Raw genomic sequence first — 22,566 nt, forward strand, 5'->3', positions numbered from 1 at the left:
CTCTTGTGTTGATATCTAAGCGCTATACATTAAAAATACGCGGCGCTAAAAATAATCGGTATTAACTTTTTCTTAGTCTTCTACGACGTAGCTCAGTCACAAAAGGCGAATAATGACATTTCACCCCCCTTTACTACGCGGTACTCTAATTAAACGCTATAAGCGCTTCCTCGCCGATATTGAACTTGACGACGGAACCCTTGTCACCGCCCATTGCCCTAACACAGGCGCCATGACAGGGTGCGCTGAACCAGGCTTCACCGTGTACTTAAGTGAGTCTACTAATCCAAAACGAAAACTCAAATACACATGGGAACTCGCTCAAACTTTTAGCGGTGATTTTATCGGAATTAATACTCACAATGCTAATAAGTTGGTGGCAGAGGCACTGGATAACAAGGTACTCAGCGAATTTTCTCATATTAAGGGTTGGAAAGCTGAGGTTACTCCCCCCACGGCAAACAGCCGATTCGACTTCGCGCTGTTCCATGACGCACAAAACCGCGATGTAGCGTTGAATTCGAACTGTGACCTTGCTGATGGTCAGCAAATAGGCGGTGGTTCAGAAACGCATTATATGGAAGTGAAGTCAGTCACACTGGCTCAAGACAGTCAGGGCTATTTCCCGGATGCAGTGACTCAGCGAGGAGCAAAACATTGTTTAGAACTCGCCAGATTGGCGCAAAGCGGTATACACACCACCTTGATGTTCTGCGTCCAACACACGGGAATTAAAAGTGTACAAGTGGCGTCCCATATTGATCCTACCTATGCCGAAAGCGTAAAGACTGCCGCTGACGCAGGTGTGTCCATCATGGCCGCGGGTTGTACAATTGACGAACAAAAAATCCTATTAAATCAAACACTCCCTGTGTTTTTGTAAAAAAGGGGTTGATTTTTTTCATTTCACCTTCATATTTGCGCCTTGTTTTAGTGGGAGAACGCACTAATGCGTTTGCTGGTAGCCAGTGGGCTAAATACAAAAAAGTAATACACCAGCATAATAATTACATAGACACGATCGTTTGCCTGATGTAGTCGAGTCTGATATAGATATCGGTCGAATCAGGATAAGATGGATGTCGTAGTGTAGGAGATGTGGCACATGCCAACAGGAAAAGAAACAAAATCCCTAGGACTATTAGCACTGGCTGGTTTACAGCCGTACGAGCCAAAGGCAAATGAAGAGTACATGGGTGACCCCCAGATGGAGCACTTCCGCCTGTTGCTTAAAGCGTGGCGTAACCAACTTCGCGAAGAAGTTGATCGCACCGTGACTCACATGAAGGACGAAGCAGCAAACTTCCCTGACCCTGTGGATCGCGCAGCGCAAGAAGAAGAGTTCAGCTTAGAGTTGCGTACCCGTGACCGCGAGCGCAAGCTAATAAAGAAAATTGAAAAAACGCTTAAGCGCATTGAAGAAGACGATTTTGGCTTCTGCGATCAGTGTGGTATCGAGATTGGTATTCGCCGCTTAGAAGCACGTCCAACAGCCGATTTGTGTATCGACTGCAAGACCATGGCTGAAATCAAAGAAAAACAACTTCAGGGTTAATGAGTTAATTCCGTATAGGTTGAATTAGAAAGCCTCATCCCATATAGATGGGGCTTTTTATTATTACTTTTCTATGCATAAAGACTATGTAGGGCGCTTTGCTCCCTCTCCTTCCGGTCAACTTCACTTCGGTTCGTTAGTCACTGCCGTCGCCAGCTTTCTCGATGCCAGGTCTCACGGTGGAAAGTGGCTAGTTCGGATAGAAGACATTGATGAGCCTCGCTGCATTGATGGCGTCGACAAATCCATTCTGCATACGTTGGAAACCCACGGCCTGCTTTGGGACGGTGATGTCATGTATCAAAGCCAGCAACACCACCGCTATCAACAGGTAATAGATCGACTTATTGCACAACAAAAAGCCTATTTGTGTACCTGTACCCGCAAGCAGATTAAGGCAATGGGTGGTAGTTATAACGGTCATTGTCGCCATCAAAATATTGAGGCTAATACGCCAAATACCGCGGTCAGACTCAAAGTAGATACGCCACTTGAAGCCTTTGATGACCTCATCATGGGACATATTCAGCCGCCACTTTCAGTCCACAATGGGGCATCCGCTATGGCCGAAGATGTGGTACTCAAGCGACGTGATGGGCTGTTTTCTTATAATTTAGTGGTCGTGCTGGACGATGTTTTTCAACAGGTGACGCATATTATCCGAGGATGCGATTTAATTGATGTCACGCCACTGCAGCGGGCCGTCTATCACGCACTCGATTTTCCCCCGCCAGCCTATGGCCACGTACCTGTCGCAGCCATTGCACCGGGAAGAAAACTCAGCAAGCAAAACCACGCGACTCCCATTAACAATGAGCACGCCCGCGAAAACCTGGTTCGGGCTATGCGGTTTTTAGGTTTTTCTTTCCCTCAGGCATCCGAATTCGATACTGTGCAATCATTACTCAATGCTGCTATTTCTGTTTGGAATAGGAAAATAGTAGTGAAAACGCCCGAAATCATTGTTCCTCAGCATGAATCCACTTATTATAGCCAACCTTTATAGTTTGCGGAGATACCACCATCATTCATCGTGTTTTTAAATCTGTTAAGCGCGCTTTTTCAAAAGAGAGTTCGTCACCTAACGCTTTAACGCCAAGAGTCATGACTCGAGGCGAGCACGGTATTTCTCGTGAAGACATTAGTGCGAATGCATTAAAAGTAATGTATCGCCTTAATGGAGCAGGCTTTGAGTCCTACTTAGTAGGAGGCTGCGTACGCGATATTTTGATGGGGCATGAACCGAAAGACTTCGATGTTGTCACCAATGCCACCCCTGAGCAAATTAAAGGCTTATTTAAAAACTGTCGTCTTATTGGACGTCGTTTTCGTCTGGCGCATATTGTATTTGGCCGTGAAATTATCGAAGTGGCCACTTTTCGCGGGCATCATCAGGAAACCGATGAAGACGAAGAACTGCCAAAAGGTAAGGCCATTGCCAAACGCGATGCCCATGGGCAGCTAGTTCGCGACAATGTTTTTGGCACCATAGAAGAAGATGCCGAGCGTCGCGATTTTACCTTCAATGCCATGTACTACAGCGTCGCTGACTTTACTGTTAAAGATTTCGCCAACGGCCTTGAAGCCATCGAGAAGCGCGAAGTAGCACTGATTGGCGATCCTGAAACCCGTTATCGCGAAGATCCTGTGCGCATGCTACGCGCCGTGCGCTTTGCGGTTAAACTTTCGATGCGGATTGAAAAGCACACTGCGGCGCCCATTAAAGCCCTGGCCAATTTGCTCCAAAATATTCCCCCGGCAAGGCTATTTGAAGAAACCCTTAAACTGTTTTTATCCGGTAAGGGTGAAGAAACGTTTCTCGCATTGCACGAATACGGCTTAATTGAACCGCTGTTTCCTCAACTTGCGCCATTTTTAAAAGATGAAAATAGTCGCGAAATGCAATTCGTTCGTCGGGTATTGAGCAATACTGATGAGCGTATAAACAGCAATCAACGGGTAACGCCTGCATTTTTGTATGCCGCGTTATTGTGGTATCCGTTAGAAGAGCAATCACAACGCTTACAGACCGAGTCAGGCCTCAACGCCCACGATGCGTTTAATATTGCAGCAGGGGACGTGATAGCAAGACAAACCCAGCGCATTATGATCCCCAAACGCTTCTCTACTGTGATTCGCGATATCTGGATCTTACAACAGCGCTTACCAAAGCGTTTTGGCCGCAGAGCATTTCAATTGTTAACTCACCCCAAATTCAGAGCTGGTTACGATTTCCTGTTGGCCAGAGGGCAAATTGAAGGTGGTGATTTACTCGAACTTGCTCAGTGGTGGACTCACTTCCAACACGCTGATAATGGCAAGCAAAAAGGTATGCTAAATGCGCTTCGTCGCACCGAAGGAAGCGGCGCACCGAAAAAGCGTAAACGTCGCCCAGTGAAGAGAGACTCCGATGCATAAAGAGCACGTTTACATTGGCGTTGGCAGCAATTTAGGCAACAGCATTGAAAAAGCCCGAAATGCGTTTGAAGCGATTGGGAAAATAGACGATACACGGGTACTGAAAACGTCTTCGCTGTATTCAAGTAAACCCATGGGTCCACAGGAACAACCCGACTACATTAACGGGGTATGCCTTATCGAGACCAGTTTAAAGCCGCACAGCCTGTTAAAACAGTTGCAGCGCATCGAGCTAGAAGAAGGCCGTGAGAGAAAGGGAGAACGCTGGGGACCCCGAACGCTGGATTTAGACATCCTGTTGTACGGCAGTGAATCGATTGATACCGCCGATCTTATCGTTCCGCACTACGGAATGGCAGAGCGTGAATTTGTAATGGTGCCGTTGTTTGAAATCGCGCCCAATATGGTCATGCACGACGGTAAGCCCATTTCTCACTGGGTAGCCAATTGTTCTCTTGATGGCCTTCGTCGTCTGCGCACTTCCAATTAGCGGTAAAATCCGTATAGTTCGCCACTCAATCTATAATTGATTCCTACTTCCTAACACTATCTGGATCATGTCATGAAGAAAGTTACTGTTTCAGGCTTGCTCAAGAAAAAGCAAGCCGGTGAGAAGATTACCTCGTTAACGGCATACGATGCCAGTTTCGCAAAAATGTTTGATGAACAAGGTATTGATGCATTGTTAATCGGTGACTCGTTGGGCATGGTGTTGCAAGGTGAGGACGATACCCTACCTGTATCCGTAGACGATATCGCCTATCACACGCGAAGTGTTCGCAAAGGTACTCAACGCGCATTTGTCGTAGCCGACATGCCTTTTATGTCATACGCCACACCTGAGCAAACTTACCTCAACGCGGCGAAATTAATGGCCGCTGGTGCAAGTATGGTGAAGATGGAAGGCGGTAGTTGGTTATGTGAAACCATTTCGGGTCTTAACCAAAGAGGCGTGCCTGTGTGTGGCCACCTCGGTCTTACTCCACAATCTGTTCACGTGTTCGGTGGTTTCAAAGTGCAAGGCCGTGAAACCAGCCAAGCTGAAAAACTGCTGGAAGAAGCAAAAGCCCTCGAAGCGGCAGGTATTCAGTTGCTAGTTTTAGAGTGTGTACCCTCGTCGCTAGGTAAAGCGGTCAGTGAAGCACTGACCATCCCTGTTATCGGCATTGGCGCAGGTAAAGACACTGACGGCCAAATTTTGGTGATGCATGATATGTTTGGGATCAGCGCGAATTACATGCCTAAATTTTCAAAGAACTACCTCACTGACACTGGCGACATGCGAAAAGCCGTAGCGCAATATATTAAAGAAGTCGAAAGCGGTGAGTTTCCTTCGCCAGAGCACAGCTTCGAGTAAAGAGGTTAAATATGAAAGTTGTCGATAGTATCCCGTTATTGCGCGAATTGATCAGCGAATGGAAGCGCAATGGCTGCACCGTCGGTTTTGTTCCCACCATGGGCAACTTACACAATGGTCACTTAAAGTTAGTGAAGCGCGCTAAAGCGCACTGTGACAAAGTGATTGTCAGTATTTTCGTTAACCCAATGCAGTTTGGCGCTAACGAAGACCTGGACGCCTACCCTCGCACTATCGACCAAGACAAAGCAAAACTGATTGCAGAAGGTGCTGACGCGGTATTTTTACCCAGTGTGAAAGACATGTATCCAGCGGGTCTCTCAGCACAAACTTTTGTAGAAGTCCCTGGAATCTCAGAGGTACTTTGTGGCGCAAGCCGACCCGGCCATTTTCGCGGGGTGGCTACCGTGGTATGCAAATTATTTAATATGGTCCAACCCGATGATGCCTTTTTCGGTGAAAAAGATTTTCAACAATTACAAGTGATCCGCACCTTAGTACGCGATTTATCCATGCCAGTGACTGTGCATGGCGTCCCCACTGAGCGAGAAAGCTCTGGGCTGGCGATGAGTTCGAGAAATGGCTATCTCACTGACAAAGAGAAGGCGACCGCCAGTTTGATTTATCAAGCCATGCAAAAAATAAAAAGTGCCATAGAATCTGGTGAGAGCGACTTGAACGCATTGGAATCCACGGCTATTGCTGAACTTGAAAGGGCTGGGTTTAAAAACGATTATATTAAGATCGTCAACGCCGACACCTTTATGCCTGCTAAGGTAGAAGACAGCCACTTAGTGATTGTCGTCGCGCTGTTTATGGGCACCACTCGCCTTATAGATAACCTGCAAATACATCGCTAAGAGGTCGCTTTCGTTGCCGTGCAACAAAGCTCAACACCCTCAGTCACTAATACAAAAAAGCCCGAAAGTGTGTAATCACTTCGGGCTTTATTCGTTGGCGACTTTATACCAATCCGCATAGACCAATGCCCACTCAGAAGCTTGCCAGACCTTCCCGAAGGGCGAGTTTAAAATGTCCGTACTCTTTGTTGTGTCACCTTGATGTAGAACCACTATACCTGCGGTAACACGCCGCGATTACGAACATTTTAACTCTCGCTGAGTGGGTAATGATCTATGCGGACTGGTATTATGCGGATGCGAGCAATTCCTCGTCAGAAACAAAGTCGATGAGCTCTTTCCACGCTTGGGTGCCTTTCGCAATAAGGTGTTGTTCTGCCAATATAGTTGCCAAGTCATTGTGACTGGTCAGCGGGTTTGCCAACACCACGCGAAATACTGTAATACATTGTGAAGGGTAATCCGGCGCTTCCAATCGCGTACGAGAGACAAATGATTTACCTGCTTCCCGCTGCTGCTTTTGTACCGCCACAACTAAGGCATCAATTTTTTCGTTGATGACGTTGCGTGTTTTAGCATTCACCTGCTTTAATTTCTGTTGCACTTCCGCCGGGCACACACGGTAAGTCAGTAAGGATAAGGTTGGCGATGTGGTCAACTCAAAATCCTTTTCTCTTTCAATCATTTGCGCAAAGTCGTGCGCTTTATCTATGCTTCTGTCTATCAACAACTCATAACCTTTGCGACCAAAGATATGTAGCGCAGAGTACACCATCATTGCCATGCCGTTACGAGAGCCTTCTAGCGTGGTGGCACCTAAATCTTTAGAGCCTGCACGCAGAATATACTGCGCGTGGTGCCTTACAGCATTGGCATGTTGAGGGTCTTTAAACAACGCCATACCGGCCCCCATAGGCACATACATCTGTTTGTGTGCATCAATGGTGACAGAGTCTGCCCGCTCGATGCCTTTAAGGCGAGTGCGGTAACGCGATGAGAATAGTGTCGCTCCGCCCCACGCTGCATCAACATGGAACCAGCAACCCAGTTCCTTTGCCACATCAGCCAATTCGTCAAGGGGATCAACGTGGCCGGTTTCGGTCGTTCCCCCTACCCCCACTATGGCAAGTAATTTATTGCCTTCTTCTTGATAGCGTTTTCCCGCACGCAACGCTTTTGCGGGATCCAGGGTTTGATGGGGTGCAGGAAGTGTAATTAATTGCTCTCTGCCTAAGCCTAAAACGTCTACTGCTTTTGACAGCGAATAGTGACCGCGCTTGCTACACATTACACCAAGGTTGTTAATATCATGGAAGCGGTAAGCCGCAGCTAAGCCTGCTTTTGCTACACCACTAAACCCTTTCTGTGGACCTAGCAACTTGTTGCGCGCCACCCATAGCGCTGTAATGTTGGCGATAGTACCGCCTGAGCAAAATGCACCCAACGAATGGGCAGCGCTGTGAAGATGGGCATCGTAAAACGCCTTGGACTTATCATAGACCAAGTTGTGCATCATACCGAGTACTTGGCGCTCAAGGGGAGTGAAAGCTTTAGACGTCTCTATCTTGACCAGATTCTGATTCAGTCCAACCATTAACTTGGAAAGCGGCAGGTGAAAATAAGGTAATGCAGAGGTCATATGACCAATAAAAGTAGGTGAATAGGTATTAACTGAGTGTGCAACAAGCTTATCTAACAGGCTTTCTGCATGTGTGGAGACAAATTCCGGAGACTCAGGCACCTTTGAATCAGAAAAGTCTTTCTCGATTTCTTCAAGGGATGTCTTTTTAGTAACAACATGCTGTGACAAAAAGTCTAGGATGTTGTCAGATAAATGCTGCTCTATCTGAGCCAGCTTTGAGTCTTTGTGTTCAGGCTTGGTAAAGACCCTAAACAAGTGCTCTAAACTAACTTGCGCTTCACCCACTCAACACACCTCACTCATCAAACATTCACACATTTCACTAACGCGAAATAAACAGGCGGTTTTGTGGACACCGGCCTGACACCTACTTTCCTATTATGCTAATTAGCACGTACCTTTAAACACCTTGTGTTCTGACTGTGGTACGGCGACTAGTCATTGACATGGTCCATTCGTTGCCAAACCTGAAAACTTATCACAACACTTTCAGGGTGACGCACTTTACATCAGAATGCAATTCTCGCCAAGAGGTTGAAGGGAGCAAAAGGGGTTGTATCGCAGTATATTGCCAATTTGTTCCCCCTCATACGATCAGGTATTAGCAGTTACTCGCCGTTTGAGCAAGGACTTAAGTAAATTGTTAGTAAACTATTGCGCTGCTTTAGTGCTATATTTTATTTATGAATAAATACGCAAAAGTGAGAGTGGCTGTTTATGCCCATCCGTGAAATTTCTGAGGCATTTACCCTTGACGACATTGTTCCTTACTTCCAGCCTATTATTGATTTGCAAAGTCAGGGCGTATGGCGCTATGAGTGTTTGGCAAGGTTGATAACCCAAGGCGATAAAACCTTCTTGCCCAGCGAATTCCTGTACTTACTGGAGCGGGAACATCACGTCAACACGCTGGCAGCTAACATGTTTGTTCAATGCGCCAGTTATTTTCGCGACGTTAATGTGCCTTGGAATATCAATATCACGGCCAATGATCTTCACAACGAAGAATTGATCCGAACGCTCATTACCCATCTCTCCAGTTATCCCAATCCACAACGGGTGAGTATTGAAGTGACCGCATCTACAGCGCTTTCCAATCCGAAGCGATTAGGTGCCTTTATCGATCAGAGCATGTCTGCAGGTTTAGGTGTTTTTATCGATAACGTGGGCTCTTGTCCTGGCGATGTAAGAGCGTTGTTGAATGTTCCCTTAAGAGGCATCAAACTGGCAGGTGGCCTATTTCGCCATTATGATGAGCAAGAAGCGGTGCGTGAATACGTAGATTACCTGCTTTCATTGTGCGAACAACACAGTATTAATGTCATTGCTGAGCATATAGAAGACGAAAGCCTATTAGAGCGCGTTAAACGCCTACCTATTCGTTACGCGCAAGGTTATGTATTCAGCCCGCCAATGGCAAATGTGCGCAAAGCGCAACATCGCCACTAGCAGTGCACTAAGCACAACAGGGTTCGGCGCATTCCATTTTGCGTTTTAGTCTTCTTCGCTTAAACAGCGAAGTTTCCAACAGACTTGACCACTGGCGCGATACTTTCTTTCAAACGGTGTCATATGAGTCTCTCCAGTCACTTCTGACAAATTAGAAAGCGCACCGTAGTGCTTAGCCGCCTGAGCAAATTCCAACACATAAATAAGCCAGTTACTTCGCACTTCAATATGGGGTGTGATGGCCATTAGATCCACCATTGCGGCACTGGCATGCCAACGCTTCTGAACTTGCGTTTTTTTCGGATAAGGATTGGGGTAAAGTAAAAAGTGCTGAGAAACGTGCCAATCAGACTGCCTCACCAATCGCCAAAAATCATTCACATCGGCTCTGACAACCCGGTAATTATCACTTTGCGCGCGATAGTGTTCGTGCTTGTCTACTCGCAGTGCCGACTTGTCAATACCTATAACACGTGCCTCGGGGTACGCCTTAGCAAGATTGGCGGTACTTTCCCCTACCCCGCAACACGAATCCAATATGATCTCACCATTGAAACCATCAAGCCAACTATCCACTTCGTCATACGCTTGTTGCGTATGCGCACTGATTGGCCGCTTGTTTTCGCTCTGTTGATACTTCTTTACTAACTCATCTAGTTTATCGTGAATACCTAACTGGGACGTGGTAATTTCCCGTGAATTTCCATTGCTCATTAGCTGCGAATACCCTTACCAGTTTTAAGAAGGTAGTACGCCACACTGAATAGCAGCGCATTGAAGCCCACCAGCAATACCAGCGAAAGTGTAACGTTCACATCTGACACGCCAAGGAACCCATAGCGGAAACCATTCACCATATACACTACAGGGTTGGCCTTACTTACCCACTGCCAGAATTCTGGAAGTAGAGACAGTGAGTAAAACACACCTCCTAGATAGGTTAACGGCGTCAGCACAAAAGTCGGTACAACACTGATGTCGTCAAAGGTCTTTGCAAACACCGCATTAATTAATCCTGCGGTGGCAAATAATGTGGAAGTAAGTAATAAGGTAAGCGCAATAATGCCCAAGTGATGAATTTGCACATCGACAAAAAATAGCGACACTAATGTCACTATGATCCCAATTAAAATAGCACGTGCTACGCCTCCCCCGACGTAACCTAAAATAATCACAGATGTAGGCACGGGAGACACCAGCAATTCTTCAATATTGCGCTGGAATTTAGCGCTAAAAAACGATGATGACACATTCGCGTAAGAGTTGGTTATTACCGACATCATGATCAGGCCAGGTACAATGAACTCCATATAGGTGAAGCCTCCCATCTCACCAATTCGATTACCAATAAGGCTACCGAAAATGACAAAATAAAGGCTCATTGTAATGGCTGGCGGCACCAGGGTTTGTACCCAAATTCGCAAAAAGCGCGTGCACTCTTTAATCCAGATTGTGGTAAGGGCAACGTAATTTTGCTTTAACCAACTGGTATTTTGTTGTGTATTCATGTCTGTGACTTCTGTTTTCACTGGTTGTAATACCGAAGAAGAGGTGCGTTTACCTTTTAGCTACGCCAAGGCGTGTTAACTTGCTTGTTTGGCCGATTCAACCAGACGCACAAATAACTCTTCTAGTCGGTTAGATTTATTTCGCATACTCATCACTTGGATGCCTTGCTCACTCAATTGCGCGAAAACTGGGTTTAGCCCCTCGGTTTTCTCGACATCGACTTCCAATGTGTGATCGTCTATCAGGCGATATTCGAACCCTGTTAAACGGGGTGTTGTTGTTTCTTGGTTAACTTTTATATCGAGTACAAAGGTTTCTAAACTCAGTTTTGAGAGCAAGGCTTTCATGCTGGTATTTTCAACAATCGTTCCCTTGTTAATAATGGCGATGTTGCGGCACAGCATTTCGGCTTCTTCGAGATAATGGGTGGTTAGTATGATAGTGATCCCCGCACGGTTTATTTCTTCTAAGAAACTCCACATGGAACGGCGAATTTCAATATCCACACCGGCTGTAGGTTCATCTAAGATAAGCAATTTCGGTTCGTGCATTAGCGCACGCGCAATCATAAGGCGTCGCTTCATGCCGCCCGACAGTTCCCGTGCACGCGCATTGCGCTTTTCCCACAAATCGAGCTGTGCGAGATATTTTTTCGCGCGCTCTTTCGCCACGCTTCTGGGTACGCCATAGTACCCTGCTTGATTCAGTACAATTTGCAGTACGGTTTCAAACTGATTGAAGTTAAATTCTTGCGGAACTAGACCAATACAAGCTTTGGCGAGTTCTTTTTCAGTGGTGAGATCATAGCCAAATACTGACACCTGGCCCGCAGTTTGATTTACCAGAGAACTAATAATACCGATAGTAGTGGATTTTCCTGCACCGTTTGGGCCTAACAAAGCAAAAAAGTCACCTTGTTCCACAGTAAGATCGACACCTTTTAGTGCTTGAACGCCACCCTTATAGGTTTTTGTTAACCCTTTAATATCCAACGCTTTCATGATTTGCCCGTGTTGTGATTGATACTGCTCATCTAAACTGGTGAGAGGCAAGCGCCTTTCGGACACTTGTCGAAACAAGTGTAACGTAAAACCCACTGTGATTAGAATACATGCGCGACTTAGCGAGTGTTTTTAGCGATTAGCTACCGCTTTGTAAGTGGGTATAAACGGGCCTAATTTCAAGCCTTAGTGATACTGACTGGTGACCATAATTGAACCCAACGACACATAGACAGCACAGGGTGGGTAACACACCCTTCTCTTGTGTAACGCTTGATATTTCTCCATGGTACTAAAATAGGAAACGTCACCTAACGCATTAGGTAACGCTATTATACTTTCGAGACAATGGCAAAAAAATATGTAGAAGAGAAATGCCTGAGGTTGCTAAATGCTATTGTGTATTGCTGCTCATGAGCATATGAGCGCGCTCGGCGATTTCAATTTCAACTTTCCTGTCAAAAAATATCCCCTCGTGTTCGGTTTGTTTACTTTGCGACTCACCTACTGCGACTAACATAATTTGCTCGCTACTGACGCCTAATTCGGTAAGGCTTTTCTTAACACTTAACGCACGTTGCATCGACAAGGCCTGATTGAATTGCGCGTCACCACGCTTGTCAGCCTGCCCCGTTAACCGAACAGTCAGCTTGTCATTCCCTTTCAACGCGCTTGCTATCAAAGCGAGTTGCTCGGTATAAAGTGGCTCAACCACTACTGAACCCGTTTTAAATTGGATACTACTTTGTAATGTAGGTGAAGGTATTTGCATCAGTTCTTCTTCATAACTCACCTGGGTGAATTGCAGTTGTTGTTGCAAGGTCTGATTCTCAGCCGTTAACCAAGCATTATCTTTGTGGCTGTGACTCAACTGGGTACTCAATTCATTAATCGCGTCATTCTGTGCAGTGTTTTCGCCCACTAACGCACCAAGAAAACCCGCAATAGCTGCGCCAGCGGGACCGGCCACCACAGCGCCAAGTACAATACCACTTCCCAGTCCAATAACGGCAGCTTGTGAGGAGGGGGGTTGCTCATGTTCTTTTTTGAGTCTGGCATCTTCCGACATAGTCGCTGCTGAGACGGTATTAATAGAAACTACTGTTAGCCCCATCAACCAGATAAATTTCAGTGATTTGTGTGATGTCATCATGACTCCTCGTGTAAAAAAAAGCGCTGTGCGTCGTTGGGAAATACCATGGCGTGAAGCCATTGGGTATCACGCACAGCGCAAAGGGTAAAAGTTTGCAGTGAGCTAGCGGCTGGGCACTTCTCCCGCCCAAGCGGGACTTAGCTGTACCTAACCATGAGTAGTTAATCATCAGGACATGGCAAAAAAGCCGAGAGATAAGGGAAATGTTGTGGCACAAAATTTAAAATATGGCGTAAATGAGGCAGGCTTGTGGATTTTATGTCGAACTTAAGCAAAGGCCGAAGTTCAAAGGTATAGTGTGGACAGTGAGTAAACCCAGATAATGAATTACGGAAAAAGGTATGCCTAAAACCATCGCATTAGTTGAAGATGATGTCGCGATTAGAGAAAATTACATTGTGGCGTTAAAAGCCCAGGGCTATAACGTAAACGCATTTGAAGACCGACCCTCTGCTGCAGAAGCGTTCAATCATTCATTACCAGACTTGGCGATCATTGATATCGGTCTTAAAGACGAGATAGAAGGTGGTTTTATGCTGTGCCAGCAACTTCGCGGATTATCTCAAACCCTCCCCATCATTTTTTTTACTGCCCGAGACAATGATGTTGATACCATTAGTGGGTTGCGCATGGGCGCCGATGATTACCTTACCAAAGACATTAGTATGGCGCATCTGTTAGCGAGAATAGCTGCGCTTTTTCGCCGTACCGATTTACTCTCAGCGCCCGCGCAACAAAAAGACGAACTCAAAGTAGGTGAGTTAAAAGTCGATGTATCGAGAATGACAGTCAGTTGGCAAAATATTCCGGTACTGCTGACGGTGACAGAGTTTTGGATGCTTCATGCCCTTATAAAACGCCCTGGCCATGTCAAAAGCCGCCAGCAATTAATGGACGAATCGCGTATGGTGGTAGACGACACGACAATAACTTCGCACATTAAACGCATGCGCAAAAAGTTTGTACAAATCGATCCCCATTTTGACCATATCGATACCGTCTATGGGATGGGCTATCGCTGGCAGCTATAACGCTGGTCTGGGAAATTTTTATTTATGCGGTTTCGGTTCTCAATTCGCCTGCAGTTACTGCTTTTATCACTGTTCCTATTCACAATTCCCTATCTGGGGTACAAGTATGTATGGGAGTTAGAACAATACTTACGCAACGGTCAGGAACAAACCATGATAGGCACAGCCCGTGCTGTGGCGACGGCACTTCATGAACGACCAGCACTCTTTGATAGCCAATCTGCATACTTACAAGATGTTCGCCCTGGCACGGATTTATACGCGCCGCCCATTCCATCACCTATTCGCTTAGACGGCGAGCTCAATGACTGGCAACAGGTTATAGAGTTAGTCAGCGAATATTCAAGTGAGCAAGTCATTGAATACTACAACAATCGGCAGGGAGAACCGGTTAGCTTGTCGTTCAATCACATGGTGGGGCGCTATGGCCAGTTCCTTTACGCCATGTTCGAGGTCCACGACGATACGCTGCTTTGGCGACGCCCCAATAGCCTTAGCGTAGAAACCGGTGATCACCTGTTAATTGGATTAGAAACCGCACAAGGTGATTTGGTCAGATACGTGGTGGCACCTTATGAAAGTGGCTGGGTGAATGCATACAAACTGGCCAGCAATTCTGACGCCACCCGTGCTATAGAAAATGCCCTGTCTATTCAAGGGCGTTGGCAGGAAACCGCGCATGGATACAACATCGAATTGCGCTTTCCCCTTTCTATGACCACAGGCGGACTGGCCTTCTCTTTGGTTGATGTAGATGACCCCGTGTCGCGTATTAAACAATATGCGTTAGGTACGGCCAATACCAAAGCGCTATCGGAACTGGGAACGGTTATCACCCCTTCACCTGAAATTGAACGCATTTTAGCGGGTCTTAAATACGCTGATTCTCGCGTATGGGTGGTGGATAAACACAAACGCGTACTCGCCCGCGCAGGCGACATTCAATCGGCCACGGGTATCGAAGTGTCTCCTCCCACGCCCACATCAAATGCATTGTGGCAGTGGCTAGAAAGTGAATGGTTACTACCCCTTTATTATCATATTTTGACTAAACCACCCGCCGATTTCATTGATGAACTGGACGATGCCTATGCGTTAATTGGAGAAGATCTCGGAACGGCTTTAAACGGTCAACCCGACTCACTGTGGCGGCTTTCCCCCGATAATAAAGCCATTATTCTCTCGGCAGCCTACCCGATTTTTATTGAAGGAAATGTCATGGGCGCCGTGGTAGTCGAACAAACCACAAACGGCATTCGCACATTGCGAAACCGGGCATTAGAGCAGCTTTTTCACGTTATTTTGGCGGTTATGCTGTTGGGTACACTGGGTCTGCTGGCTTTTGCTAGTCGTATTTCGAGCCGTATTCGCGCCCTTCGCGACCATACCGAAGCGGTTATTGACGATAATGGTAAAATTGTCGGCACCTTGCCCGTTTCTAACCAGCGAGATGAAATTGGCGATTTGTCCCGCTCCTTCTCTGACGTACTTGCTCGCCTACAGCAATACAATTCTTACTTAGAAAACATGGCATCGCGGTTGTCTCACGAATTGCGCACGCCTATTGCAGTGGTTAAATCTTCTTTGGATATGTTGGCCAATACTCACGACAAAAATCAACCAGACGTTTTTATTGAACGGGCCCAATCAGGTGTCAATCGGTTAAGTACTATTCTCAATAGCATGAGTGAAGCCACCCGCCTTGAGCAAGCCATCGCACACGAGGATCCAGAGCCCTTTAATATTGTGGAAGTCATTGCTGGCTGTGTAGAAGGCTATCGGCATACCTATTCACAAAGAAACTGGTTGTTTACCCCATCTCAAGACGTTATATCGATCAATGGCTCACCGGAATTGGTGGCCCAGCTGTTCGATAAAATAGTCTCCAATGCTGTAGATTTCAGCAAAGCAAACAGTGACATCACCATTCATCTTTATATAAAGGACAAGCGTGTATTATTAACCGTTAGCAACCCCGGTCCTCTATTACCACAAGGGATGAAGAATCAACTACTGCAGTCTATGGTGTCAGTACGAAAAGAAAATGAACATCAAAATAGTACGCACTCTCCTCACTTAGGTTTGGGACTTTACATCGCCACTGTCATTATGCTTTTTCACAAAGGGTCGCTTTCTCTGGCTGATAACCCCGATAAATCGGGGGTTACTGTGACCGCTACCTTCCCACTTTATAAGGCAATGTGACAATATTTAAGAAAAACTTAACACTCCTTTCATTAAGTTTTATTGATAACACTTATCATTTATATTTACATAAACATTACCCTTCTCTAAAATTCATCGTCCACACACACACATGGAAAGACACTATGAAGAACAAAAAGCTGGCTATGGGCGCACAAACCATTGCTGCTGCTCTGGCATTTGGTAATACCGCCGTATTTGCGCAAGACACCACCGCAGAATGTAAAGAAAAGACCTCTGCACAATGTACGATGCCTGATGAAGATGCAATTGAGCTCATCCGTATTCACGGTGTACAACAGTCTATATACCGGTATGACAAATCAGGTGATCCTCGCCGCCTTGCAGACTTAGTAGACACGCCTCAAACCATTAGCGTTCTTACCCAGGATCAAATTCAGGAAAGCGGCAGAACAGACCTTAAAGACATTCTTCAGGCACAAGCTGGGGTTACATTGGGTACCGGTGAGAACGGTAATGCTTTTGGTGATCGCTATATTATCCGTGGTCATGAAGCGCGCAGCGATGTGTTTGTCGATGGTCTTCGCGACCCGGGTATGACTACACGTGAAAGTTTTGCCACCGAAAGGGTAGAAATCACAAAGGGCCCGAGTTCTACATTTGCTGGCCGCGGTTCTTCAGGTGGTGCCGTCAACTCTATCACCAAAAAAGCATCGACTGCTTACAACTTTGGCCGTGTTGATGCAGCACTGGGTACAGATGAGCATACTCGTCTAACCGTTGATTTAAACAAAACACTTACCGAAAACAGTGCTGTACGTATCAATGGCCTGATCTCTGCTGAAGATAAACCAGGACGTGAAGATATCGAAAGGGATCGCAACGGTCTTCAATTGTCTTATGTACTTCAACCTACTGACCGTTTGTCGTTTACCGGTGATGTGTACTATTTAGACGCAGAAGACAGACCCGACCTTGGTAGTTACTATGATCGTGATTCCGGTCGCCCGCTAGAAAACATTCCCGTGTACGCTCAGGATGAGGACTTCTTAAATTCTGAAGTGACCACTTTTACCCTGCGCACTGAATACGATATTAGCGATAACGTGCGTTTCTATAATGCCACCCGCTTTGGTAAAACAGAAAATGAATACATTACGACAGGTATGCGCGGTACCAATCGCGATGCAACTGATCCTGTGGCACCCGGTGCATATACGCTTACACTGAGCACTCACCAAGGTTGGCAGGACGTAGATTATGTTACCACGCAATTTAACCTGTTTTGGGATACGCCGTTCTTAGGCCTGGATCACCGCTTGGTATTTGGTTTTGAGTACACCGACGAGTCAGTAGACAACGGTGTATTTAGTGTTGAAAACACCAACCCTACTAACTGTTTGGTGGGAGGCCGACGTGGCGTTTCAGAAAGCTACTGTATTTTAGATGGCAACCAAGAAGCCGTAGACAACATTGGCGGCTTGATGGGTAGAAGTTATACCCGTGGCGACGCTGATGCCCTTTATGATATCGAAACCTACTCTGTGTACGTTATGGATACCTTTGAACTGACGGACAGTTTTGATGTGTTCTTCGGTTTGCGTGCAGACAGTTATGACTACACCAATGCCACTTCAGGTAGAGGCGGCGATCAGTTGTACGCTTTTGAAGACGACCTGTACAACGGTCACTTAGGCTTAGTATACGAACTGACAGAAAACGGTAATCTTTACGCGTCGTACAGCACGGCTACTAATATCAATGGCGGTGAGTCTGATCTAGGTGCGAACTGTGGTTACGGCGGTCTTTGCGGCACACCTGAACAAGCGGCGCAAGCCGATCCTGAACAGGTAGAAAATATCGAACTAGGCACAAAGTGGGCATTGTTCGATAAGAAATTAGTGGCCAATGCGGCAATCTTCCGCATCACCAAGAGTGACGTTCACGAAAGCGTTGGTGATTCTTATTCGACCCTAGGTACGTTAAACACCGGTGAGAACCGCGTTGAAGGTGTGGAGTTTGGCGTAAGTGGAGACATCACAGAAAAATTCAGTATTCAGGCGTCGGCGGCCTTCATGGATTCAGAAGTACTAAAATCGTACAATGACGCCAATGTAGGTCTGGCACTGAGTAACTTTGCCGATGAGAGCTTCTATATTCAAATGCGTTATCAGCCAAACGAGAAGTTCGCATTTGGGGGCGATTATAGCTACCAATCAGAAATGTTCGGTGGTCAGCCTGACACGGCAGCGGGTTACAATGCCGATACTGGTGAATACTCTATTGTCGTGCCTGACTATGAAGTGGTTAACTTATTTGCTAACTACTACTACTCAGAGTCATTAACTTTCCGAGTTAACGTAGGTAACCTATTTGACAAGGAATACTGGACTGCGGCTTATCGCTCTGGCTCATTCATGTACATCGGCGATGGCAGAAATGTCACCGCGACAGTAAGCTACGAGTTTTAATGGCTAACTAAGCGAAGAGATGCGTTGAAAAATGATTATTATTGAAAACTTACTGTCTAAAGATGAAGTGGCACAGTTTCGTGCCCAGCTGGCTCACGTCCCTTTTGTCGATGGCAAGGGTACGGCAATGGGTATGGCAGCAGGAGTTAAAAATAATGGTCAGGCAGATGCACAGCACGAACAGGTTAAGCAACTTGCTAACGCTTTGCTAGCCAAGCTAGGAAACCACCCTCAGGTGGTTTCTGGTGCCCTGCCTCATCGCATTTTTCCACCGTGTTTTAATCGCTATAGCGAATCACAAACCTATGGTTACCACGTAGATGCCGCGATAATGCGCATTCCTTCTACTCCTGACGTCTTGCGAAGTGATATGTCGATGACAGTGTTCTTATCCGAGCTGAATGAGTATGAAGGGGGCGAGTTGGTTATCCAAACGGGTTTTGGTGAGCAGCACATAAAGTGTGAAGCGGGAAGCGCGGTGTTATATCCCTCCTCCAGCCTGCACAAAGTGACACCCGTTACACAAGGCGAGCGCATTGCAGCCATTACTTGGATGCAAAGTATGGTCAGTGACCAACAAATGCGAGAAAACCTTTATCAGCTCGATCAAAGCATCCAATCTCTCATAAACAGTGACAGTGCAAGTCGCGAACAACTCGACCAGCTTCATCACATTTATCACAACCTTATTCGTAAATTCGCTGTTGTCTAACAGGCATTCAAGTTTGCGCCACCACAGAAGTTTGCATTAGCACAATTATTCGACTTACACTCAGGTCTTAGAGCCTGTTGATGTGCTCCTTTACATGAGGGCCTCAATATAAATTAGCAGTACAGTGAATGTGACTCGATTATGAAGAAGTTTTTGACCACACTGGCGATGTCCATGTGTTTACTCTTTCAGGTTGCTCAAGCGCAACTTCCTGCTGATACCTTGATGACCGTTGAGATCAAATTAGTAGATGCCGACATCAATAAAGTCGAAAATGCGGTATTTATTTTTGAGCCCTTGTTTGAAGTTGATTCTGCCGCGCTGCCGCAACATCCGCCTGCCGTAATGAATCAAATAAATAAACAGTTTGTCCCTCATGTATTAGTGGTTCGAACGGGAACAAAAATCTCATTCCCCAATGCCGACAACCTGTTCCACCACGTTTACTCTTTTTCCCCCACCAAACAATTCGAACTCAAACTCTACAAAGAATTCACTGCTCAGCCACTGACTTTTGATGAACCTGGCATCGTGGATATCGGCTGCAATATTCACGATTGGATGTTGGGGTATATCGTCGTCGCCAACTCGCCGTTCTTTGCTAAAACAAACAATGAGGGCGACATCGCCATAGAACTACCAAGAGGGGATTACAAGGTGACGTTCTGGCACCCTCTTGTTGAAAACAGCCGCCTCTTTTCCAAAAAAATCCTCTCTGTACATGAAAATATGAGAGTAACTTGGCAGCTTGACAATGCTCTACCTGATGATGACGGCTTTCAGTCGGGTTTTGGTGATTACTGATGACAAATATTTACAGAACCGCAATAGCAATTATTGGAATAGTAGTACCAGCGTGTGGACTGGCCGATACCCAGCTTTTACTGCGTGGAACCAGTGTTTCGCAACATCAGGAAAACAGCTTTCAACAGCACGCAGTAGGACATCAGCGCTTTGAAAAAAATGGCCTCCACCTTTCCCAGGCCGTGGTTGCGGGTGAGTATCATCTGGAGCACGGCGTGTCTATTGCAGGTGTACTCAACGGTTATGGCGACGGGGAACAACCTGTTGGGCTATCACAGCTTTATGTTAAATACCGCCCTTTGACAGCTGCTTCGATAAAAAGTGAGGTTAAAGTCGGGGCGTTTTATCCTCAGATATCAGCCGAAAACACCGATATGGGCTGGCTGTCTCCCCACTTTTTATCCAACTCAGCGATTAATAGCTGGTTAGGTGAGGAGTTGCGTATTGGCGGTATTGAATTCAGCTTAAGGCAAAATGGTCGTCAGGTTAGACGCAACTGGTCCTGGAAAGTGACGGGCAGTCTGTTTAAAGGGAACGATACTATTGGCACTCTGCTATCGTGGAGGGGGTTTGCATTGCATGACAGGCAGTCTCTGTACAATGACAGAATCAATTTTTTACCCATCCCAGGGGTAGTTGATGATGACAAGTTAAACGCGCCGGCCTGGACCGATCCCTTTCGTGAAATTGATGGTCGAATTGGCTACTACATCGGTGCACACCTCGCGCACAAACGTACCAGCGAACTGAGATATTACTACTACGACAACAATGCCGATCCCACACAAGTCGACCCCGATCGTCTTTATGCATGGCAAACTCGTTTTCACTCTGTCACCTTGCGTTATATGAGTACGCCTAAGCTAACGTTTTTTGCTCAAGCCCTTTCAGGAAATACGGTGATGGGCAAGGACTTTGTTAACAATGACTTTCACAGTGCTTATATTGCCGGAGCCTATGAAACTGGCTCAATGGCATTTGCAGCCCGCCTTGATTGGTATCAAGTACTCGACAAAGACGTCACTATGTATGACCCAAATGACAGTCAGGGTAGCGCATTGACATTGAGTGCCCGTTATGAGCTTACAGATAACGCGGCTGTCACCCTAGAATGGCAAATCAACCAGGGTGAACAAGATAATCTGCGGTTTTTCCAAAGCAGTAGGAACTATACCGAGCGCCTTGCCCAACTGGCGTTGACGCTACGACTTTGACCACCTTTTCAAATAAAGCTACGTGTATTGCTTTGCCGCTAGCTTCCCGCTATTTCAACTAAATTAAACCTAGTACTGTCTTTGCCTTCCACAAGCACTCTGCACTGCCCCCAGCTAGGTGGAATTTGCCAGATATGATCTTCAGCCACGGTAAATTTCTCACGATGTGACTCACAGCGCACTTCCACTGTGTCTAGCTCACCTTCAATGTTGGCAAAAGCAAACTGATTCCTTATCAAGGTGTGGAACCAACTTCCTTGCTCTCCAATGGTCACAGGTATATTGAGCGCGGTGTCTGAGTTAATATGCGCGTTAATTTCTTCCACTAATGGCTTAATTTCTTCGAGTCTCTTTTGCTGGTTTTCCATAGCCGCTAAACGGTCGAAATAGGTCAGCGCGTTAGCAAATTGTCCTAATTGACTGGCAATCAGCCCCATTCTTTGGTGAACGAAAGCAATGTGTTCGTCACCAAATACATTGTCACCCTTACCGATGCCTCTATGACTGGGAAGCATGCGTGAATAGCTACTCAATTCACGTGACCAGTCTTTTAGACCACTGGCAATTTGCGCATCTAAATTCCACAACCATGCGTTTTCATAGCGGTTTAGTGTATTGTCGTCTTTTAATCGAAGTAGGGCCTCATCCGCTTTAGCGAAATTTCCTGTACGGTAAACTGCATCAATTTCTTTATATTTTTTTATAAAGCTGCGTGTCGCGCCTCTTTTTCCACCTAATGCAAAATCGAACTGAACCGCCTGATGGCATTGCTGTGTGGGTTTCCCGTCTTTCATAGCAGGCTCAAATGTCCAGCGCTTAATGGCGTTCAGTGCTTTACGCTTAAACGCTCTACTGCCGCTAAAATCTTCGATTACCGGGTCTTGGACACGCCCCTCTTCGTCAATGACATAACTCATTTGTACCCAACCTTCCTGTCCTCTCTTGGCAGCTTCCACGGGATAATCAGGATCGATGCGTTTTAGAGGGCGAGCAGGTTGAAAAGCACTGATCAGAGCGACTTCGTCCTCTGACGTTTGCGCTTTTACTTTTTCTTCTGCTTCATCGCAGGGAAGCGACAGAGTTTGTGCGACACTGTTTAAACTCATACCACTGAGTACTAATAAGGCGACTATGTGCTGCACTTTTGGAAAACGCTTTACTAAGCGTGACGAATGGACAGGGGATTGTTGTTCTGTTGAGTATTTCATTATGATCATCCGTAAT

20 protein-coding genes are annotated in these 22,566 nt (G+C 46.2%); 14 read left to right on the forward strand and 6 right to left on the reverse strand.

The features are described from left to right. Positions 1 to 112 precede the first annotated feature (112 nt). The 7 genes from ACMCM8_RS14635 (at position 113) to panC (ending at position 6,190) form a co-directional block, all read left to right on the forward strand. Positions 113 to 883: a DNA/RNA nuclease SfsA gene (locus ACMCM8_RS14635; RefSeq protein WP_412723328.1), complete on the forward strand. Its 771-nt coding sequence runs from the start codon at positions 113 to 115 to the stop codon at positions 881 to 883. A 222-nt stretch (positions 884 to 1,105) separates the two neighbouring features. Beyond that, complete coding sequence (gene dksA, locus ACMCM8_RS14640; protein ID WP_412723329.1) at positions 1,106 to 1,555, forward strand: RNA polymerase-binding protein DksA; 450 nt, start codon at positions 1,106 to 1,108, stop codon at positions 1,553 to 1,555. 73 nt (positions 1,556 to 1,628) lie between these two features. Then, entirely contained in the window at positions 1,629 to 2,561 is a 933-nt protein-coding gene (gluQRS, locus tag ACMCM8_RS14645; protein WP_412723330.1) for a tRNA glutamyl-Q(34) synthetase GluQRS, read from the forward strand. 98 nt (positions 2,562 to 2,659) lie between these two features. Continuing rightward, entirely contained in the window at positions 2,660 to 3,973 is a 1,314-nt protein-coding gene (gene pcnB / locus ACMCM8_RS14650) for a polynucleotide adenylyltransferase PcnB (protein WP_412723331.1), read from the forward strand. Next, positions 3,966 to 4,463 carry a 2-amino-4-hydroxy-6-hydroxymethyldihydropteridine diphosphokinase gene (gene folK, locus ACMCM8_RS14655; protein ID WP_412723332.1) on the forward strand — a complete coding sequence of 166 codons (498 nt, stop codon included), beginning with the start codon at positions 3,966 to 3,968 and terminating at the stop codon, positions 4,461 to 4,463. The genes pcnB and folK overlap by 8 nt, the downstream gene beginning before the upstream one ends. A 72-nt stretch (positions 4,464 to 4,535) precedes the next feature. Beyond that, complete coding sequence (gene panB, locus ACMCM8_RS14660) at positions 4,536 to 5,330, forward strand: 3-methyl-2-oxobutanoate hydroxymethyltransferase (protein WP_412723333.1); 795 nt, start codon at positions 4,536 to 4,538, stop codon at positions 5,328 to 5,330. 11 nt (positions 5,331 to 5,341) lie between these two features. Further along, positions 5,342 to 6,190 (forward strand): pantoate--beta-alanine ligase, encoded by an 849-nt coding sequence (gene panC / locus ACMCM8_RS14665; protein WP_412723334.1) that lies wholly within the window; start codon positions 5,342 to 5,344, stop codon positions 6,188 to 6,190. Between the two features lie 289 nt (positions 6,191 to 6,479). On the opposite strand, the gene panP is transcribed toward panC, so the two are convergent. After that, complete coding sequence (gene panP, locus ACMCM8_RS14670) at positions 6,480 to 8,117, reverse strand: pyridoxal-dependent aspartate 1-decarboxylase PanP (RefSeq protein WP_412723335.1); 1,638 nt, start codon at positions 8,115 to 8,117, stop codon at positions 6,480 to 6,482. A 432-nt stretch (positions 8,118 to 8,549) separates the two neighbouring features. On the opposite strand from panP, the gene ACMCM8_RS14675 reads away from it, so the two are divergent. Further along, positions 8,550 to 9,281, forward strand: a complete 732-nt coding sequence (locus ACMCM8_RS14675) for an EAL domain-containing protein (protein WP_412723336.1) — start codon at positions 8,550 to 8,552, stop codon at positions 9,279 to 9,281. Positions 9,282 to 9,326: 45 nt separating this feature from the next. Here the strand turns inward: ACMCM8_RS14675 and trmB are convergent, their stop codons facing one another. The 4 genes from trmB to pdsO all read right to left on the reverse strand — a co-directional run bounded on the left by trmB (position 9,327) and on the right by pdsO (position 12,944). Next, a complete protein-coding gene (gene trmB / locus ACMCM8_RS14680; RefSeq protein WP_412723337.1) occupies positions 9,327 to 9,995 on the reverse strand; it encodes a tRNA (guanine(46)-N(7))-methyltransferase TrmB in 669 nt (222 codons plus the stop codon). Next, positions 9,995 to 10,789 carry an ABC transporter permease gene (locus ACMCM8_RS14685; protein ID WP_412723338.1) on the reverse strand — a complete coding sequence of 265 codons (795 nt, stop codon included), beginning with the start codon at positions 10,787 to 10,789 and terminating at the stop codon, positions 9,995 to 9,997. The genes trmB and ACMCM8_RS14685 overlap by 1 nt, the downstream gene beginning before the upstream one ends. Before the next feature lie 75 nt (positions 10,790 to 10,864). Then, entirely contained in the window at positions 10,865 to 11,791 is a 927-nt protein-coding gene (locus tag ACMCM8_RS14690; protein ID WP_412723339.1) for an ABC transporter ATP-binding protein, read from the reverse strand. A 394-nt stretch (positions 11,792 to 12,185) separates the two neighbouring features. After that, the gene (gene pdsO / locus ACMCM8_RS14695; RefSeq protein ID WP_412723340.1) at positions 12,186 to 12,944 is read right to left on the reverse strand and encodes a sortase-associated OmpA-like protein PdsO; all 759 of its coding nucleotides are present in this window, start codon (positions 12,942 to 12,944) and stop codon (positions 12,186 to 12,188) included. Between the two features lie 341 nt (positions 12,945 to 13,285). Here pdsO and pdsR point away from each other — a divergent pair, with 341 nt between their 5' ends. The 6 genes from pdsR to ACMCM8_RS14725 all read left to right on the forward strand — a co-directional run bounded on the left by pdsR (position 13,286) and on the right by ACMCM8_RS14725 (position 21,342). Then, the gene (gene pdsR, locus ACMCM8_RS14700; RefSeq protein WP_412723341.1) at positions 13,286 to 13,975 is read left to right on the forward strand and encodes a proteobacterial dedicated sortase system response regulator; all 690 of its coding nucleotides are present in this window, start codon (positions 13,286 to 13,288) and stop codon (positions 13,973 to 13,975) included. A 24-nt stretch (positions 13,976 to 13,999) separates the two neighbouring features. Beyond that, positions 14,000 to 16,180: a proteobacterial dedicated sortase system histidine kinase gene (pdsS, locus tag ACMCM8_RS14705; protein ID WP_412723342.1), complete on the forward strand. Its 2,181-nt coding sequence runs from the start codon at positions 14,000 to 14,002 to the stop codon at positions 16,178 to 16,180. A 125-nt stretch (positions 16,181 to 16,305) separates the two neighbouring features. Beyond that, positions 16,306 to 18,612, forward strand: coding sequence for a TonB-dependent receptor (locus ACMCM8_RS14710; RefSeq protein ID WP_412723343.1), 2,307 nt, complete (start codon positions 16,306 to 16,308; stop codon positions 18,610 to 18,612). Between the two features lie 31 nt (positions 18,613 to 18,643). Then, positions 18,644 to 19,324, forward strand: coding sequence for a Fe2+-dependent dioxygenase (locus ACMCM8_RS14715; protein WP_412723344.1), 681 nt, complete (start codon positions 18,644 to 18,646; stop codon positions 19,322 to 19,324). Positions 19,325 to 19,465: 141 nt separating this feature from the next. Continuing rightward, entirely contained in the window at positions 19,466 to 20,128 is a 663-nt protein-coding gene (locus tag ACMCM8_RS14720) for a methylamine utilization protein (RefSeq protein ID WP_412723345.1), read from the forward strand. Continuing rightward, a complete protein-coding gene (locus ACMCM8_RS14725) occupies positions 20,128 to 21,342 on the forward strand; it encodes a hypothetical protein (RefSeq protein WP_412723346.1) in 1,215 nt (404 codons plus the stop codon). The genes ACMCM8_RS14720 and ACMCM8_RS14725 overlap by 1 nt, the downstream gene beginning before the upstream one ends. 38 nt (positions 21,343 to 21,380) lie before the next feature. On the opposite strand, the gene ACMCM8_RS14730 is transcribed toward ACMCM8_RS14725, so the two are convergent. Continuing rightward, positions 21,381 to 22,550 (reverse strand): energy transducer TonB, encoded by a 1,170-nt coding sequence (locus ACMCM8_RS14730; RefSeq protein WP_412723347.1) that lies wholly within the window; start codon positions 22,548 to 22,550, stop codon positions 21,381 to 21,383. Positions 22,551 to 22,566: the final 16 nt, after the last annotated feature.

Origin of the sequence: Alteromonas sp. D210916BOD_24, assembly GCF_047159385.1 — a bacterium.
In the GTDB taxonomy this organism is placed as follows: domain Bacteria; phylum Pseudomonadota; class Gammaproteobacteria; order Enterobacterales; family Alteromonadaceae; genus Alteromonas.